This is a genomic window from Tessaracoccus zhenghani (assembly GCF_055326325.1).
Genome location: NZ_JBUZNQ010000003.1, coordinates 584405 through 601143 on the forward strand (window position 1 = coordinate 584405; position 16739 = coordinate 601143).

Here is a 16739-nt window from a genome sequence, read left to right on the forward strand (position 1 = left end):
GCGCGACTGCCGTCACACTACCAACCGTCGGCAAGCGGTCGCGCGGCGCTTGCCCCATGCGGAACAATGGCCTGTATCGGTGCACAGGAGGAAACTGATGTCCAACCCCTCGTTCGGTCCTTTCGACTTCGAGCAGCTGCGCAAGATGCTGGAGCAACTCGGGCTGGGTGATGCCGACAACCTGAATCTTGAAGACCTGGTGGCGCACGTTCAGAAGATGCAGGCTTCCGGCGGTGGCTTCATGTTCGGCATGACCGCCGCGGACCGCGATCCGGACGCCGCCTGGCGCACCACGCTCACCGCGGCCAAGCACCTGGCTGCGGAGGCGGGCGGGGACCCGGAGCTGCGGCCGGAGGAGCGCTCCGCCATCGTCGACGCTGAGCGGCTCGCCCAGAACTGGCTCTCGCCCATCACCACCTTCTCCGAGACGGGCCGCCCTGCCCGGGCGCTGACCAAGGGCGCGTGGCTCGACGAGACCGGTGACGGCTGGCGTGCGGTGATAGATCCCATCATCGACGGCCTGGCGGATGCCCTGCGCCGCGGTAGCGGGGCCGAGCAGGACGAAGACCTCCAGCCGCTCGCCCAGATGATGGGCCCCATGATGAAGCAGTCGGCCTCCCTGATCTACCGCGACCGCCTGAAGCGGGAACTGGCCCGAGTAGCCGGCGACATCCTCACCGGCACGGAGATCGGCTTCAACCTTCTGGGCTCCAACGACGTGGTGATGGTGCCGGTCAACGTCGCCCAGTTCACCCAGGACCTCGACGCCAGCGACACCGACGTGACGCTGTACCTGCTGCTCCGTGAGGCAGCCAGGCAGCGGCTCTTCCACGCCGTCGGCTGGTTGTCACCCCAGCTCAGCGCGCTGCTCGCCCACTACGCGCGCGAGATCACCATCGACTTCGACGCGATCGCGGAATCCCTGCGGCCGGAGAGCCTGGAGCAACTGACCATGGAGGACATGGTGGCAGTGGGCGAACAGGTCCGCGGTTCCTTCTTCCAGCCGGCCAGCACGGCCATCCAGGTGGAGATCCTCGAGCGGCTCGAGGTCCTGCTCGCACTGGTCGAGGGATGGGTGGACCACGTGGCCGGACGCGCCGCCGCGCCCTGGATGCCGAACGCGCCGCAACTGGAAGAGGTGCTGCACCGCCGTCGCGGTTCCGCCACACCCGTCACCGGTGTCTTCACCGAGCTGTTGGGCCTGGATCTCCGCCCCCGGCTCGTCCGGGACGCGAAGAACCTGTGGGCCGCCGTCGAACATGCACGGGGCATGGACGGGCGCGACGCGGTCTGGGGCCATCCCGATCTGCTGCCCACGCGGGCGCATCTGGAGGACCCGCTCTCCTTCACGGCCGGCACCGCTCACGCAGAGCCGGAAGAGGACGAGATGGACGCGGAATTGCGCAAGTTGCTGGGCGGGGACTCCCCGCGCTGACACTTGCTCCTTGACGCGGCTCACCGTCGCACGGTTAACTCAGCACAGGAGTCCCGGGGTCGAATTCGCAGGGGAAGGCGGATCACGAACCCGGGATTCCGCTTCTACAGGCGCGGTGTGTCATACCAACAGAGCTTGTCGCCCCGCTACAGTGATCAGGGTTGCTGAACCCATCAGCGCCCCAAACAAGGAGGAAATTCATGGCTGCAGAGACCTGGGAAGGTTCTTTCTACTGCGTCAAGTGCAAGGACAAGCGCGACGCGAAGGGCGAGGTCGTCGTCAACGCCAAGGGCACCAAGATGGCCAAGGGCAAGTGCCCGGTGTGTGGCACCAACCTGAACCGCATCCTCGGCAAGGCCTGAGCCCGAACACAGCTTGACGGGGCGGCAGCGTGACGCTGCCGCCCCGTAGCTTTGCCCCCGGGTGTTGTCCGTCGGCGTCCAGGTGTTGTCCGACGTGGTCCAGGTGTTGTCCGTTGCCTCCCCGGTGTTGTCCGTTGGCACCGACGCCAGGGTGATGGCCGCTGCCGGCCACCAGAGTGTCCTCCATGACCTTCAGCACCCCTGTCCTCACCGTCCTCGGGTCCCCCACCCGGACCGCCGCGATCGCCGCCGGGCTCCAGCGCGCGGGCCTGTTCACCCGGACCGTCACCCCCAAGGCAGCCCACCGGTCGCCCGGCACCACGTCCGCCTCCGCACTGGCGATCCTCACCTGGGCACCGGGCCGCCATCCGGTTCTCGAGTCAGAGATCTATGGCGCCGAGACGGGGGCCCTGCATGTGTGGTGGCACGCGAGAGGGGCCGCGGTGGGGCCATACGTCGCACCTGGCTTCGGCCCGTGCCCCGCCTGTCTGTCCTCTGCGGAGCGCACACCATCCGAGCGGGGGGCCCTGACGGAGTTGACCGCCTGGGCTTCGGCATGGACCGCCCTGCAGGCCGTGGCGCTGCTGCGGCACGGCACGACGGACCTCATGGGCTCCACGTGGATGTGGAACATCGACGAGCCGGGTCTCAGCCTGTTCACCTGGCCTTGGCGGGCCGAGTGCCGCACCCGCGGCTGTCACGACTCCTGATGTTGGCGCACGATGGTCAGGGCGCCCTCGCCGTACTTGGTGAGCTTGGACTGGCCGATCCCCGGCAGCTTCAACAACTGCGCAGGGCTTGTGGGTGCCGCTTCCGCGATCGCCTGCAGCGTCGCGTCGGTGAAGATCACGAAGGCCGGCATGCGTGTCTCCTCCGCTACCTGCTTGCGCCAGGTGCGCAACGCCTCGAAGAGGGCCTCGTCGTAGGACACCTCGCAGTCGGTGTGACGGTTCAGTTTCCGCTCCGCCGCTGTGTGGAGCGGATTGCCGCACACACGGCAGGTCCGGGAGCGCACGGAGGTGGTCTTGCGCGCGGTGGTCGTCTCCACGGGGCCGCTCACCTGGTCTCCGATGAAGCGGGAGCGGGTGGCCTTGCCCCTCGACGCCGCCCAGCTGATGCGCAGGTCGCGCCTGGCGCGGGTGAACCCGACGTAGAGCAGACGACGTTCCTCTGACAGCGCAGGTTCCTCCTGGGCGAGCACGAACGGGATCATGCCCTCGCGGACTCCGACGATGGCCACGGCGTCCCACTCGAGACCCTTGGCTGCGTGCAGCGTGGAGAGCGTGACGGCATCCGCCACCGGTGCGGCCTGCCAACTGGCCCTCTCCTGCAACCAGGTGGCGGCATCTGCCCCGGACCAGGCCTCCCGCTTGCCCGTCTCCTCCGCCACCATCGTGCGCAGCGCCGTCAACGACTCCCACCGCTCGCGCTGTCTGCCCTGTCCGGACGGGGCCTCCGGCTTCCATCCCAGCCCGCGCAGAACGGTGTCCATGATCGCGCCGGGCGGGGCTTCCTCGTCGCGCTGGGAGGAGCGACCGAACTCCACGATGGCCTGGCGAACCTCCGCCCTGTCGTAGAACCGCTCCGTGCCGCGCACCGTGTAGGGGATGCCGCGTTCGGTGAGCGCCGCTTCGAGTGAAGGCGACTGGGCGTTGATGCGGTACAACACCGCCATCTCCGACCACCTCGTGCCGGCGCCGTGACGGACCTTCAGCCAATCGGCGACATCGGCCGCCTCAGTCGCCTCATCCGGTGCCGCCTGGAACGACGGCGCCGGCCCGGTGTCCCTGGTGGCCTTGAGCGCCCCGGGCGCGCCGCCGCTCACCCGGAGGATCTTGTTGGCCGACGCCACCACCTCAGGGCTGGAGCGGTAGTTGCGCACGAGGCGCACCGTCCGGGCGGAGGGGTACTCATTGGCGAACCGGAGCAGGTAGCCGGCATCGGCCCCCGCGAAGGAGTGGATGGCCTGGTTAGCGTCGCCCACCACGCACACGTCCGGCCTGCCGTCCACCCACAACTGGATGAGGCGGTGTTGCAGCGCGGAGACGTCCTGGTACTCGTCCACGACGAAGTGGCGGTAGGTGGCGCGGATGGTCTCTGCGATCTCCGCATGCTCGCTGAGGAGCACCGCGTTGCAGAGCAGGATGTCGTTGAAGTCCACGGTGCCCTCGGTGAGCTTGGCCTTCTCATACCGCGTCATCACGTTGGCCACCTGGGACGGGGCGGCGCCGTTGACGGAACGTCCCTCTGCCATGTCCACGTACTGCGCCGGGGCGACATTGCTGGTCTTGGCCCAGCTGATCTCCGCGTCGAGGTCTCGCACCAGCGCCGTGTCCGAGCTGCCCAACACCTGGTGGGCGGCGCGCGCCACCAGACCGAACGTGTTCTGTGCGACGGAGGGGAAGGCGACACCGTAGGCCTGCGGCCAGAAGAACTGGCACTGCCGCAGCGCCGCCGAGTGGATGGTGCGCGCCTGCGCACCCCGGACCCCGAGCCCTGCCAGACGGGAACGCATCTCGCCGGCCGCCCGGGTGGTGAACGTGACTGCAAGCGTGGCCGTGGGCGAATAGCGGCCCTCGCTCACCGCGTGCGCGATGCGATGCGTGATGGCGCGGGTCTTGCCGGTGCCGGCTCCGGCGAGCACCACCACCGGTGAATCCAGCAGAGTCGCGACGGTGCGCTGCTCGGGATCAAGGGCGTCGAGGATGTGGTTGCTCACGGCGTCATTCATACCGTCCCGGGCGGACAAAACGGAATTGTCGGGAGCCGCCAGTAGGGTGAACGACATGACGGTGAGACTGGTGAGAGGCGCCCGGTGGGCAACCCTGGTGGACCATCTCGCACGGGAAATCTCGGCGGTGGCAACAGATCCTTTCATCACCCTGCGCGTCGTGGTTTCCACTCGGGCCACGGGTCGCGTCCTCGGCCAGGAGGTGGCGGCCCGCCTGGGCATCTCGGCAGGCATCAGCTACCTCTCCCCCGCAGACCTCATGCGGCAACTGGCCCAGCAGGCCGGCGAAGAGCGCAACCGTTCCCGCTGGCTGGGCACCCCGCTGGATCTGGCGGTCGCAGAGGCGCTCGCGCAGGTGCAGCACCCGCTGGTGGCACGTGCCCTCGCCCCAGATGACACGCGCCCCGGGCGGCGTCGGGCCACCGCCATCCGCATCGCGCGCCTGCTGCGCGGCTATCTGGACCACACGCCCCAGCTCCTTGCCAGCTGGACAGCCGGGGAGGACACGGGCCTCGGAGGGGCCACCATCCCGGACGCGTTGTCCTGGCAGCCCGCACTGTTCCGCGCCGTGACCGACGCGCTGGAACTGGACCCGCTCGTCACGCTCGAGAAGACCTACGAGGCGGCCCGGGCCGACACGGTGCCCACCTTCGTGATCGCGGTGGACGACCTGACCAGGCCGCAGCTGCAGGCCCTCCGCGCACTGGGGGACGGCCCCGGGCTCACCGTCCTGCAACCGGCGGGCTCCGCGGGCGACGGCTGGGCAACCGAGCTCGCCGACGCCGTGGAATCCCTCCCGGACGGAGCCGCTCCTCCGCCCATCGTCTCGGTCCATGATTCTCACGGTGAGGCCAGGCAGGTAGAGGTGCTGCGCGACGAGCTCACGCGCGCCTTCGCCGAAGACCCCTCTCTCGAACCCAGGGAGGTGGCCATCCTCTGCCCACAGCCGGAGCGCTACTCCGCGCTGCTGGATTCCGCCTTCGCCGCCGTCGACGACAAGGCCCATCCCGGCCGCACTCTGCGGGTACAGCCCATCGGCTCGCTGGACGCCAACCCCGTCCTCACGCTCCTCGTCGCGTTGCTGCGCCTGGGCAGGTCCCGGGCCACCGCCAGACAGATCGTGGGGCTGCTCCTCAGCCCTCCCATCGCGCACCGCTGGCATCTGACGGAGCGCCGCGCCGTGGTCGAACTGATCGCCGGTGCGGGCATCCGCTGGGGTCTGGACACCGAACACCGTGCCCTATTCGACCTGTCCGGCGTCGAACAGAACACGTGGGTGCGCGGCATCGACAGGCTCCTCATCGGTCTCGCCGTCGCGCCCGGGACCGACGTGGGGCTCGGCCTGTCCGGGTCCGAAGCGGTTACCGCGTCGGACCTGCCTGTCGTGGGCGCGCTCGTGGAGGTGTTGGCGCGCCTCCGGCGCATCGTCGCAGCCACTGCGTCGCCGGCCACGGTGCCGGAGTGGGTTACGCGGTCCAGGGACGCCCTCGGCTCGCTGGTCGGGCTTCCCCGCACGGAGCAATGGCAACTGCTCCACGCGCTGGCGGTGCTCGCCCGTTTCGAGTCGGACCACCAGGGCAACGCCACCGTGCTCACGCCCCACGAGTTCGCCCACCTCCTTGAAGACGCCGCCCGCCCGCCGCGCGCCCGTGTCGCGGCGGGCAACGGCACCCTGCAGGTGATCCCCCTGGGTGAACTGCAGCACGTCGAATTCCGGGTGCTCGCCATGCTGGGCGTCACAGACGACGTGGTGCCCGGGCGCGGCGGCGTCCTGCCTGATTCCGTGGACCTCGGTGATCACGCGCCGGACGTGCGCGCCAGGCGGCTGCGCCAACTGCTCACCCATGCCCGGTCCACGGAGAAACTCCTGATCGTCAGGCAGGCCTCCTCGCAGCGCACCAACCGCAGCACGGCCAAGCCGGTGGCGGTCAGCTGGCTGCTCGAACAGCTCGGCGGGTCCGCCGCGGCGTTCACGCATCCACCCACGGCCACGTCGGAGGCCAACTTCCTCAGCCGGCCCAGCTTCGACCTGCCGGCCCTCGGAGGGGCCGAGTCCCGGCGTGCCAGTGGCTCTGGGGCGCTCACCATCACGGCCCGCCGCAGAACGGAGGCGCGCTCCCGGGAGGTGGGCCCTTCCCCGGCCCAGCTCACCCTCACGCAGCTGGAGCGGTTCCTTCTGGACCCCGCGAAGACCTTCCTGCGCTCGGCCGGTGGGATCACGCTCTACGCAGAGCCACAGGTGACGGACGAGATGCCGCTGGAGGCGGGGGGCCTGGAGAAGTGGCAGGTCGTCAACGCGCTGGTGGATTCCTGGAAGAGCGGCACAACCCTTGAATCGGTGGAAAGCTACTTCCGGCAACGGGAAGACCTTCCGCCCCAGCGCATCGGTGACGCGCTGTTCCAGGCCGCGAAGGCGGATGCGGTCCTCCTGTGGAAGAGCGCGTGGGGCGAATGGTCCGGTCCCGTCGCCCGGCACGCGGTGGACCTCGAGCTGGATCTCGGTGGCGCCGGCACGGTCAGGGTGGTGGACGAGGTGTGCACCCGCAGCGGCTTCGCTCTCGTCGCCACGCCCAGCAGGGGCGACCAGAACATCCTGCGGCCATGGCTGGACAGCCTGGCCCTGGCCGCCCAGGGGATCGCCGCCCCCGCCAGATTCCACCGGTTCGTCAAGACGCAGGCCACACGGTACGCCATTGCTGCAGAAGCCACCCAGGTTGATCCGCCCACGGCACAGGATGCGCTCACCCACCTCACCACCCTGGCCGGTGCCTATGCGCAGGGCCAGCACCGGCTCGTCACCGTGCCCTGCGGGCCGGCCCTCACCTACGCACGCGAGTTCATCGCCGGCAAGTTCCGGGCCGCAGACTGGGGTGGTCCCGTCGGCCACTGGAAGTCCAAGTGGGCGAAGCCCGGCGAGGCCTGGCCGCTGTTCTACGCGGACGACGTGCGCGAACTCCTCACAGACGAGTTGCTCCCGGGAGACCCGGTCAACGGGCAGGTCAGCCCGTTCCAGGCCTGGGCCTGGGAACTGTATGCCCCGCTCGCGAAAGGCTGGTCGTGACCACCTTCGACATCACCGCACCCCTGCCCACCGGCACCGTGCTGCTGGAGGCCAGCGCGGGCACCGGCAAGACGTACACCATCGCCGCGCTCACGGCCCGCTACCTGGCCGAGGAGGGGCTGGACGTCGCCGATCTGCTCCTGATCACCTTCGGCAACCACGCCGCCGGGGAGATGCGTACCAGGGTGTTCGCCCGCCTGCAGCAGGTCATCGCCGACATGGACCGCATCGAGGCCGGGCTGCCGCTCTCCGGAGAGGCCGCCGAAGATCCGGTCGCCCGCCTCCTGAGCACGGCCGACGCGGCGCTCCACCGCGCACGACTGGTGGCCGCCGTCGCCCGCTTCAACGAAGCCACCATCCTGACCACCCACTCCTTCTGTCAGGCCATGCTCCTCGAGCTCGGCATCCTCGGAGACTGGGACCCGGCTGAGACGGTGGGCGCAGACCCGGTGGACCTCGCCCGGGAATGCGCCACGGACATCTACCTGAAGCTCTACCGCGACGAGGAGACGCCGCCCATCACAGCGCAGCAGGCGCTCCTCATCGGGGAGGCCGTCTGCACCAAGAGCCTGCCGCTGCTGCCCACCTCCGGGCCGTACTTCGACTATGCGGAGGCGGTGCGCGAGCTGTATGCCCGCCGCAAGGCCGTCCTGGGCCTCTGCTCCTTCGACGACGTCACCACCCGGTTGCGCTGCCTCCTCTCGGATGCCGTGACCGGGGCGGCCGTCGCCTCGGAGTTGCAGCGCCGTTTCCGGGTGGTCCTGGTGGACGAGTTCCAAGACACAGACCCGGACCAGTGGGCCATCCTCAAGGCCGCTTTCGTGGGCCCGGACCGGCCCACCATCCTCATCGGTGACCCCAAGCAGTCCATCTACGGGTTCCGAGGAGCAGACCTGGGCAGTTACCTCGCCGCCCGCGGGCACGCTGAGTTGGCCAGTCTCGGCACCAACTACCGCACGGACCGGCCGCTGGTGGAGGGGGTGGTCGAGCTGTTCGGCACCACCACGCTCGGCGAGGAGACCGTGACGGTGACCCCTGTGGGCGCCCACCACGGCCCCCGGCATGATGAACTGCCCGCGCACGCCCGCCTCTGGCTCCGAACCGCCGTCTCGGACCAGCTCGGCGACATCGCGGCAGACAGCGCCATCGAGCACGACGTCATCCGGCAGGTGCGCCAGATCCTGGCCCGGGGTTTCGACCCGGCGGACATCGCCATCCTGGTGCGCACCACCGCCCGCGGCAGGGCCATCCGCACCGCGCTCGGGGACGCGGGCCACCCCGCGGTGCTCACCGGCACCCAGTCGGTGTGGTCCCAGCCCGCCAACCGGCACTGGATCACCCTCCTCCGGGCGATGGACGACCCCACCCAGGCCCACATCAGGCTCGCCGCCATGACGCCCCTGATCGGCTCGCCGCTGACGGACCTCCTCTCGGACCGTCCGGAGGAGGCAGCCCGTGTGAGCACCCTGGTGCGGGAACTCGCGCAGCGCTGGCGCGACGGTGGGGTGGCCGCCGTCCGCACCCACCTGCGCACGCACACCGCCCTCGACAGCCGGCTGCTGGCAGAACCGGACGGCGACAGGCTGTTGGCAGACGTGGCCCATCTGGCCGAACTGTTCGACGCGGCCGGAGAAACCACGTTGAGTGCGTTGATCGCCCTCGGCGAGGCGCGCGGCATCCCGGACGACGAGTCGGATTCGTTGAGGGTGGCCACCGACGAGCCGGCCATCCGGGTGATGACGATGCATGCCGCGAAGGGTCTCGAGTTCCCCATCGTGCTGCTGCCGGAGACCGGAGGCGCCCAGGCCCAGCGGCACCGGCCCTTCAGCATCGTCGAACAGGGTCGTCGCCACCTGTACATCGGCCCCAAGCCGCAGTGGAACGACGAGATCACCAGGGATCTCCAGGCGCAGCACCGCGACGAAGAGTTGCGTCTCCTGTACGTCGGGTTCACGCGCGCAAAGCATCTCGCCATCGCGTGGCACATCGCCAAGCCTAAGGGCGCCCGTTCCGACAGCCCGTTGGACGTGCTCCTCACCCGGCTGCCCGCCATCGGCACCGGACGCATCCTGACCACCCCGCTGGATCCGGCGCATCCCGGTCGCGTGGCGGCCCCGGCCCCGTCGAACGCCACGCTGGCGGCAGCCAGATTGCGCCGCAGCATCGACCAGACGTGGCGCCGTACGTCGTACTCGGGTCTCACCCAGGGTCTGCACGAGACGGCGGTGCGCGTCATCACGGATGAAGCCGTTGAGCTCGACGTGGCCCCGCCAGCGGCGTCAGACCCGGCGCTCAGCGCGCCGTCGCCCATGTCCGGCCTTCCCGCGGGTGCAGCCTTCGGCACGTTGGTGCATGAAGTGCTCGAACTCCTGGACTGGACCCCCGGTCGGCTGGAGCCCCACGCTGCGGAACTCCTCCGCGTCATGGGCCCTGCGCACAACCTCGATGAGCAGCAGTCCGCGCAACTGGCGGCGTCGCTCGTGCAGTTGTGCCGCACCCCGCTGCTGCCCCTGTCGCCAGCCGCACTGACGGACGTTCCGCTGGCCAAGCGGCTCCCAGAGCTCGACTTCGACCTGCCTCTGGCAGATGGGGGCACCCCCGCCACGCTGCGTGAACTGGCCGCGTTGATGGCTGAGCACCTGGCTCCTGAAGACCCACTGGCGGCCTACCCGGAGAGGCTGGCCACTTCGGAAGCCGCGGGCGCCGTGCTCAACGGGTTCCTCACTGGATCCATCGACGGTGTCCTCCAACTCGGCGACAGGTTCGTCGTCGTGGACTACAAGACCAACCGGCTCGCACCCACGGCCGGCGACGAGTTGACCCTGGGCCACTACACAGGGCCCGCCATGGCGGAGGCCATGATGCAAGCCCACTACCCGCTCCAGGCCATCCTGTACTGCGCCGCCCTCCACCGCTACCTCGGTCAACGCCTCCCCGGCTATTCCCCCCACACCCATCTGGGCGGCGTGGGCTACCTGTTCGTCCGTGGCATGGCAGGGCCGGACACGCCGGTGGTCGACGGCGCCTCCTGCGGGGTCTTCGGCTGGTTCCCTCCGGCAGACCTGGTCATCGCGGTTTCTGATCTGCTCGGAGGTGCCCATGCGTGAAGTCCCCGTGGCCGCCACCGGCCTGCTGCGCACCTTCTGCGAGGCTGGTTGGCTGGGGTTGATCGATTTCCACCTGGCCAAGCGGCTGGGCGCTCTCAGCGGCGAAGCCGAACCGCAGGTCCTCCTGGCGTTCGCGCTGGCCGCCCGCGAGTTGCGGCTCGGTTCGGTGTGCCTCGATCTGGCGACGGCCGCCTCTGATCTGCGTCCCGAGTCGGACGACGACTCAAACGCCGAAGCCGGGGAGGCGGTCGCCCTCCCCTGGCCCGAGCGCGAGCACTGGATCGAGGCGGTGGCCGGCTCCGCAGCGGTTGCTGACGCCGAGGGTGACGAGAACCGGCCCTTCCGGTTGGATGGCACGTTGCTCTACCTGGACCGGTACTGGCGGCAGGAACGCAGGCTGGCCCAGATCCTGCGACGCCGCAGCTCCCTGCCTGCGCTCGCCTCGCACTCGGAGCCCCCCGCCCCGTTGCCCCGCCCGGACGGCACGGAGCAGGAGGCCGACGCGCACCAGAACGCGGCGGTGCTCGCGGCCCTCAACCACGGCACCACGGTGATCACCGGCGGCCCCGGCACGGGCAAGACCACCATCGTTTCGCGCATCCTGCACGCCTTGGCGCCGCAATCCCCCCGGATCGCGCTCGTGGCGCCCACGGGGAAGGCCGCAGCAAGGCTCCAGCAGGCGGTCCGCGAGCAGGGGCAGGAGCACGGCAGGCTGTGGGGTGGGACCATCCACAAGTTGCTCGGCGCCCGCCCCCGCACCACCCAGATGGAGTTCAACGCGCACAATCCGGTTCCCTATGATCTGGTGGTCGTCGACGAGACCTCCATGGTGTCCCTCGAGCTCATGACGTCGCTCCTGGAGGCAGTGGCGCCCACCACCCGGCTGGTGATGCTGGGAGACCCGCACCAGTTGCGCTCCGTGGAGGCCGGCGCCGTGCTGGCAGACATCGAGCGTGCCCATGATCTGGTGACCGCACCTGGCGGCGCCATCGTCCGGCTGGTGCACAACTACCGCTCGAGGGCGGACATCAACGAGCTTGCAGATGCCATCCTCACCGGCGACTCTGCCCGGGCGCGCCACCTCGTGGAAGAGTCTGAGTCCCTGCGTTTCGTCGAGTTCAGCGGTTCGGCAGACCCGGCGACGCTGACGGAGGTCCGGCACGACGCGCTCGCCACGGCGACGCTCGTCCAGGCGGCAGCCAGGAAGGGCGAGGGCACCGTCGCGAACCGTGCGCTGGAGCGCCACCGGATCCTCTGCGGCCACCGCGAGGGCCCGTTCGGGGTGTCCCACTGGGCGCGTTCCGTGCGCACCTGGCTGGCCACCCAATTGGAGGAGTACGGCTTCGACACGCGTCCCTACGTGGGGCAGCCGCTCCTCATCCAGCGCAACACAGACCTGTTCAGCAACGGCGACACCGCTGTGGTCGTGCAGGACGACGGCGGCCTCATGGCGGTGGTGGACCTGCCGGAGGCGGCGCTGAGGGTGGCGCCGTCGCTCCTCGACGACGCGGCGGATCTGCACGCGATGACCATCCACAAGTCGCAGGGCAGCCAGTTCGCGGAGGTGTCGGTGGTGCTGCCCCCGCCGGGCTCTCCCCTGCTGACGAGGGAGTTGCTCTACACCGCTGTCACCAGGGCGCAGGAACGTGTCACGCTGTATGGCTCGTGGGAGGCACTGGCCACGGCGGTGGAAACGCCCGCTCGCCGGGCCAGCGGCCTCGCCCGCACTGCGGGGTGACGGCGCTCAGCGCACCGCGGCGATCGCGTCGGCAACCTTGCCGAGGTTGCCCTCGTTCAACGCCGCCACGCACATCCGGCCCGAGTCGGTGCCGTAGACGCCGTGATCTTCGCGCATCGCGACCATCTGCTGCTTGGTCAGCCCGGAGTAGCTGAACATGCCGATCTGCTCGGCGATGAACCCCATGTCCGTGATGCCGCGTGCCTCGAGTTGCTGCACCAGGTCCTGACGCAGGCGCTTGATCCGCTCGCGCATCTCGCCGAGTTCCTCGCCCCACTTGGCGCGGAGCGCGGGATCCGACAACACCGCCGCGACGATGGCGGCGCCGTGGGTGGCGGGGTTCGAGTAGTTGGTGCGGATGCAGATCTTGACCTGCGACAGCGTCCGCTTGGCCGCGTCTGCGTCAACGGTCACGATCGACAGTGAGCCGACGCGCTCGCCGTACAGGCTGAGCGACTTCGAGAACGAGGTCGACAGGAAGAACTCCAGACCCGCGTCGACGAAACGGCCGACGACCGCGCCGTCGCGCTCCAGACCGAACCCGAAGCCCTGGTAGGCCATGTCGAGGAACGGCACAAGGTTGCGCTCACGTAGCACCTCGATGACCTGGTCCCACTGTTCCTCGACGAGGTCGTAGCCCGTCGGGTTGTGGCAGCAGGCGTGCAGCACCACGATGGTGCCGGCATCGGCACGTCGGAGGTCTGCGAGCATCCCCTCGAAGTTGAGGCCCTTGGCCTCGGCGTCGTAGTACCGGTAGGTGTCGACGCGGAACCCGGCGCGGCTGAACAGCGCGCGATGGTTCTCCCAGCTGGGGTCTGACAGCAGCACGGTGGCCGACGGGTTCATCTGCTTCAGCAGGTCCGCGCCGACCTTGAGCGCTCCCGTGCCGCCCAGCGACTCCACCGTCACGACGCGGTTCTCAGCCAGCGCGGTGGAATCGGTACCGAAGACGAGTTCCCGCACAGCGTCGCGGTAGGCGGGCATGCCGTCGATGGGGAGGTAGGCCTTGGGCTTGCCCTCCTCCGCGAGACGCTGCTCGGCGATGCGCACACACTCCAGGAGCGGCAGCTTGCCGTGCTCGTTGAGGTAGACGCCCACGCCCAGGTTCACCTTGTCCGGCTTGGTATCGGCGTTGTAGGCCTCGGTCAGTCCGAGGATGGGATCTGCGGGGGCGAGTTCAACGGCATCGAACAACGACATGGGAGACCTCTCTTTCTTGGCGCGTCCCCAAGCCTAACGCCGATGCGCGAAACGACCGGGGGCAATCCACCGCCGTAGACTAATCTGCGCACTAACCGTCCGGGAGGCCCGATGAAGATCAAGTTCGGCCAGTCGAAGCAGTCCACCATCGGCATCGAGTGGGAACTCGCCATCGTCGACACCACCACCTATGAGCAGGTGCCGGGCGCGCCGCTACTGCTGGAGAAGGTCGAAGACCCCATCGACGGCCCCATCCGGGGTGAGTATCTGCAGTCCATGGTGGAGTTCGTCACCGGCGTCCACCCGACGGTGGCCTCTGCCGTGGCGGAGATGGAGCGCCTGCGCGACTGGGCACTCTCCGTCCTCGAACCCCGCGGCATGACCCTGCTGGGGGCGGGTGCCCACCCGTTCGGCAACCCTGCCCACCAGCGTCCCTACGAGAAGCCGCAGTACCGCCGCGTGACGGACCGCAACGGCTGGTGGGGCCAGCAGATGGCCATCAACGGGCTCCACATCCACGTCGGCATCGACAAGAGGGACAAGGCGCTCCCCATCGTCTACGGCCTGTCGCGTTTCACTCCCTACTTCATCGCCCTGTCTGCTTCGTCGCCGTTCTGGCAGGGCGAGGACACGAAGTTCGCCTCGCAGCGCACCATGGTCTTCCAGCAGTTGCCCACCAACGGCCTGCCGTACCACATGGCCGACTGGAAGGAACTCGAAACCTTCGCCTCCCAACTCGAAGGCGCGGGCATGATCCAGAACCCCTCCGAGATCCGGTGGGACGTGCGTCCCTCGCAGTGGGGCACGGTCGAGAACCGCATCATGGATTCGGTGCCCACCCTGATGGAGATCGGGGCGTTGGCGGCCCTCAGCCAGACGCTCGTCGAGCGGATGTCGCGGATCCTGGCCGGCGGCGAGGTCCTCGACAGGCTCCCCCACTGGTTCATGCGGGAGAACAAATGGCGGGCTGCCCGCTACGGGCTCTCGGCAGACATCATCAGCGTCCGCAAGGACGAGCACATCATCCATGCCACCGACGGGATCCTCTACTGGCTCGACAAGTTGGGGCCGGTCGCGGAGGATCTGGGCTGTCACGCCCAGTTCGAGCACGTCCGCGAACTGGTCGAGAAGGGCCCCGGCTACCTGCGGCAGCGCCGGGTGGCCGCGGCCACCGATGGCGACTTGCGTGCCGTCACCAGATCCATCGTCGACGAACTGCGCGCGGGGAAGCCGCATTTCAAGGAGGCCACGTGAAACCGTTCCTGCTGCTCAGCACCCGGCCGGAGGACGACGCGGCGGAGGGCGAACGCGAGGCGGTGGTGCGGCTCTCCGAACTGACCGACGCAGACCTCGTCCAACTGCGGGTGGAGGATGAACCCCTGCCCGAACTGGATCTCGACGACTACGCCGGCATCTTCCTCGGCGGAGGCCCCTTCAACGCGAGCGACACTGAGAAGTCGCCACTGCAGCGGCGGATCGAGGCCGACCTCAACGGGATCATCGACGAGGTGGTGGAGCGCGACTTCCCGTTCCTGGGGCTGTGTTACGGCGTCGGTACCCTCACTGACCGGTTGGGCGGGGTGGTGGACCGCACCTTCGGTGAGGCGGTGGGCACCACGGTGGCCACGGTCACGTCCGAGGGACACAAGGACCCCATCTTCGACGGCGTCCCGAACCAGTTCGAAGCCTTCGTGGGTCACAAGGAGGCGTGCAGGAGGCTCCCACCCAGCGCCACCCTGCTCGCCACCGGCACCGCGTGCCCCGTGCAGGCGTTCCGGGTGGGGCGAAACGTCTACGCCACCCAGTTCCATCCCGAGCTCGATTCCCGGGGCCTCGCAGACCGGATCCGGATCTACCGTGACGCCGGCTACTTCGAGCCCGCCGAAACCGAAACGCTGGTCCACTACGCGCTCACCACGCAACCGACTCCTGCGGTGCACCGGATGCTGACGAACTTCGTCGCGATCGCCAGGATGAGAGATCTCTCATCCTGAACCCATCCACGCTTCAGTGACGCCCTGTTGAGTGGTTCCCACGGCGATCAACGCCGACCGACGAAAGGAACCCCGATGAAGCGACTCCTGAGCGTGGCAGCATCAGCCGCCCTCGCCCTCACCGGCCTGGCGGTCACCGCCCAGACGGCCGCCGCCGACGTCACCTGCACCGGCACCCTCTCCGGCCGGAATGTGGGCGACGACAACATCATCGTCCCCGGCGGCGCCTCCTGCACCCTCACGGACGTGACCACACAGGGCAACGTCATCCTGGGCGCGGGAAGTTCCGTCACCATCAACGGCGGCTACGTCGACGGGAGCGTGCAGGCCGAGAGCAAGTCGCCGGTCTCCGTCGTGGTGCGTTCCGGTGCCCGCGTGAACGGCAACATCCAGGTCAAGTACGCCACCGGCGCCGTCACGATCAACGGCGCCCGCGTGGGTGGGGACGTGCAGCTCTTCGAGAACCGCGCCGCCATCAGCGTCAACAACAACGTCGTCGACGGCAACCTGCAGTGCAAGGAGAACCTCCCGGCCCCGACCGGCGCAGGCAACGTCGTGAAGGGTTCGGCAGAGGACCAGTGCCGCGGCCTCACCGGCACCGCCCCTGCTCCAACCCCCTCCCCGAGCGCGCCTGCCGTCGACATCTACATCACGCCCGGTGAGCACCTGGTCAACGGCCGCCGCTGGCGCACGGTCTGCGAGCCGTACTCCGCCACTGAGCGCTGCCGCACCGAGATCCAGGCCACCATCGTCACGTGGGATGACGGCGATGACGACGACCGCGGCCGCTTCGTTCAGGTGAACGGCTGGGCGTTCAACAACCTGACGTACAAGGCCACCGCGCGCTCGACCTGGAAGAACAACCCGCTCGCCGCCAACGGTGTGGTGGGCGGCAGGTACACGTGGACCGACGGTGGCCGCACCTGGCGCACCGAGTGCGACACCGCCCTCACCGGCCGCAACGGCTGCCGCACCTACGCCAGCGCAGACGTCGTTGAGAACCGGGGCGGCCGCTACGTCTGGGTGAAGAAGGAGATCCTCAACAACATGGTCCGCTTCAGCTGATCCCGCACAACGCAGAGAAGGCCACCCGCTCCGGGTGGCCTTCTTG

Annotated in this window: 11 protein-coding genes; 9 read left to right on the top strand and 2 right to left on the bottom strand. The window is 69.1% G+C overall.

All coding sequences use genetic code 11. The features are described 5' to 3' along the window. Positions 1-97: 97 nt before the first annotated feature. The 3 genes from ACZK4S_RS09860 (at position 98) to ACZK4S_RS09870 (ending at position 2507) form a co-directional block, all read left to right on the top strand. Entirely contained in the window at positions 98-1435 is a 1338-nt protein-coding gene (locus ACZK4S_RS09860) for a zinc-dependent metalloprotease (RefSeq protein ID WP_459397486.1), read from the top strand. Between the two features lie 200 nt (positions 1436-1635). Continuing rightward, positions 1636-1797: a DUF5679 domain-containing protein gene (locus ACZK4S_RS09865; RefSeq protein WP_182764892.1), complete on the top strand. Its 162-nt coding sequence runs from the start codon at positions 1636-1638 to the stop codon at positions 1795-1797. A gap of 185 nt (positions 1798-1982) precedes the next feature. After that, positions 1983-2507 (top strand): hypothetical protein, encoded by a 525-nt coding sequence (locus tag ACZK4S_RS09870; RefSeq protein ID WP_076063249.1) that lies wholly within the window; start codon positions 1983-1985, stop codon positions 2505-2507. Here ACZK4S_RS09870 and ACZK4S_RS09875 read toward each other — a convergent pair. Next, positions 2495-4585: an ATP-dependent DNA helicase UvrD2 gene (locus ACZK4S_RS09875; protein ID WP_463644108.1), complete on the bottom strand. Its 2091-nt coding sequence runs from the start codon at positions 4583-4585 to the stop codon at positions 2495-2497. The genes ACZK4S_RS09870 and ACZK4S_RS09875 overlap by 13 nt on opposite strands. Between ACZK4S_RS09875 and ACZK4S_RS09880 the strand changes: the two genes are divergently transcribed. From ACZK4S_RS09880 to recD, 3 genes are read left to right on the top strand one after another with little or no spacing between them, the layout of a single operon-like run. Next, complete coding sequence (locus ACZK4S_RS09880; protein ID WP_463644109.1) at positions 4584-7589, top strand: exodeoxyribonuclease V subunit gamma; 3006 nt, start codon at positions 4584-4586, stop codon at positions 7587-7589. The two genes, ACZK4S_RS09875 and ACZK4S_RS09880, sit on opposite strands and share 2 nt — an antisense overlap. Then, positions 7586-10696 (top strand): UvrD-helicase domain-containing protein, encoded by a 3111-nt coding sequence (locus ACZK4S_RS09885; RefSeq protein ID WP_463644110.1) that lies wholly within the window; start codon positions 7586-7588, stop codon positions 10694-10696. The genes ACZK4S_RS09880 and ACZK4S_RS09885 overlap by 4 nt, the downstream gene beginning before the upstream one ends. Then, positions 10689-12434: an exodeoxyribonuclease V subunit alpha gene (gene recD / locus ACZK4S_RS09890; protein ID WP_076063255.1), complete on the top strand. Its 1746-nt coding sequence runs from the start codon at positions 10689-10691 to the stop codon at positions 12432-12434. Before ACZK4S_RS09885 ends, recD begins: the two co-directional genes overlap by 8 nt. A 6-nt stretch (positions 12435-12440) precedes the next feature. Here recD and ACZK4S_RS09895 read toward each other — a convergent pair whose 3' ends face one another. Beyond that, positions 12441-13634 carry an amino acid aminotransferase gene (locus ACZK4S_RS09895; RefSeq protein WP_463644111.1) on the bottom strand — a complete coding sequence of 398 codons (1194 nt, stop codon included), beginning with the start codon at positions 13632-13634 and terminating at the stop codon, positions 12441-12443. Between the two features lie 111 nt (positions 13635-13745). On the opposite strand from ACZK4S_RS09895, the gene ACZK4S_RS09900 reads away from it, so the two are divergent. From ACZK4S_RS09900 to ACZK4S_RS09910, 3 genes are all read left to right on the top strand, one after another. Then, positions 13746-14888: a carboxylate-amine ligase gene (locus tag ACZK4S_RS09900; RefSeq protein ID WP_463644112.1), complete on the top strand. Its 1143-nt coding sequence runs from the start codon at positions 13746-13748 to the stop codon at positions 14886-14888. Then, positions 14885-15628 (top strand): glutamine amidotransferase, encoded by a 744-nt coding sequence (locus tag ACZK4S_RS09905; RefSeq protein WP_463644113.1) that lies wholly within the window; start codon positions 14885-14887, stop codon positions 15626-15628. The genes ACZK4S_RS09900 and ACZK4S_RS09905 overlap by 4 nt, the downstream gene beginning before the upstream one ends. A gap of 75 nt (positions 15629-15703) precedes the next feature. Continuing rightward, complete coding sequence (locus ACZK4S_RS09910) at positions 15704-16693, top strand: bactofilin family protein (RefSeq protein ID WP_463644114.1); 990 nt, start codon at positions 15704-15706, stop codon at positions 16691-16693. Positions 16694-16739: the final 46 nt, after the last annotated feature.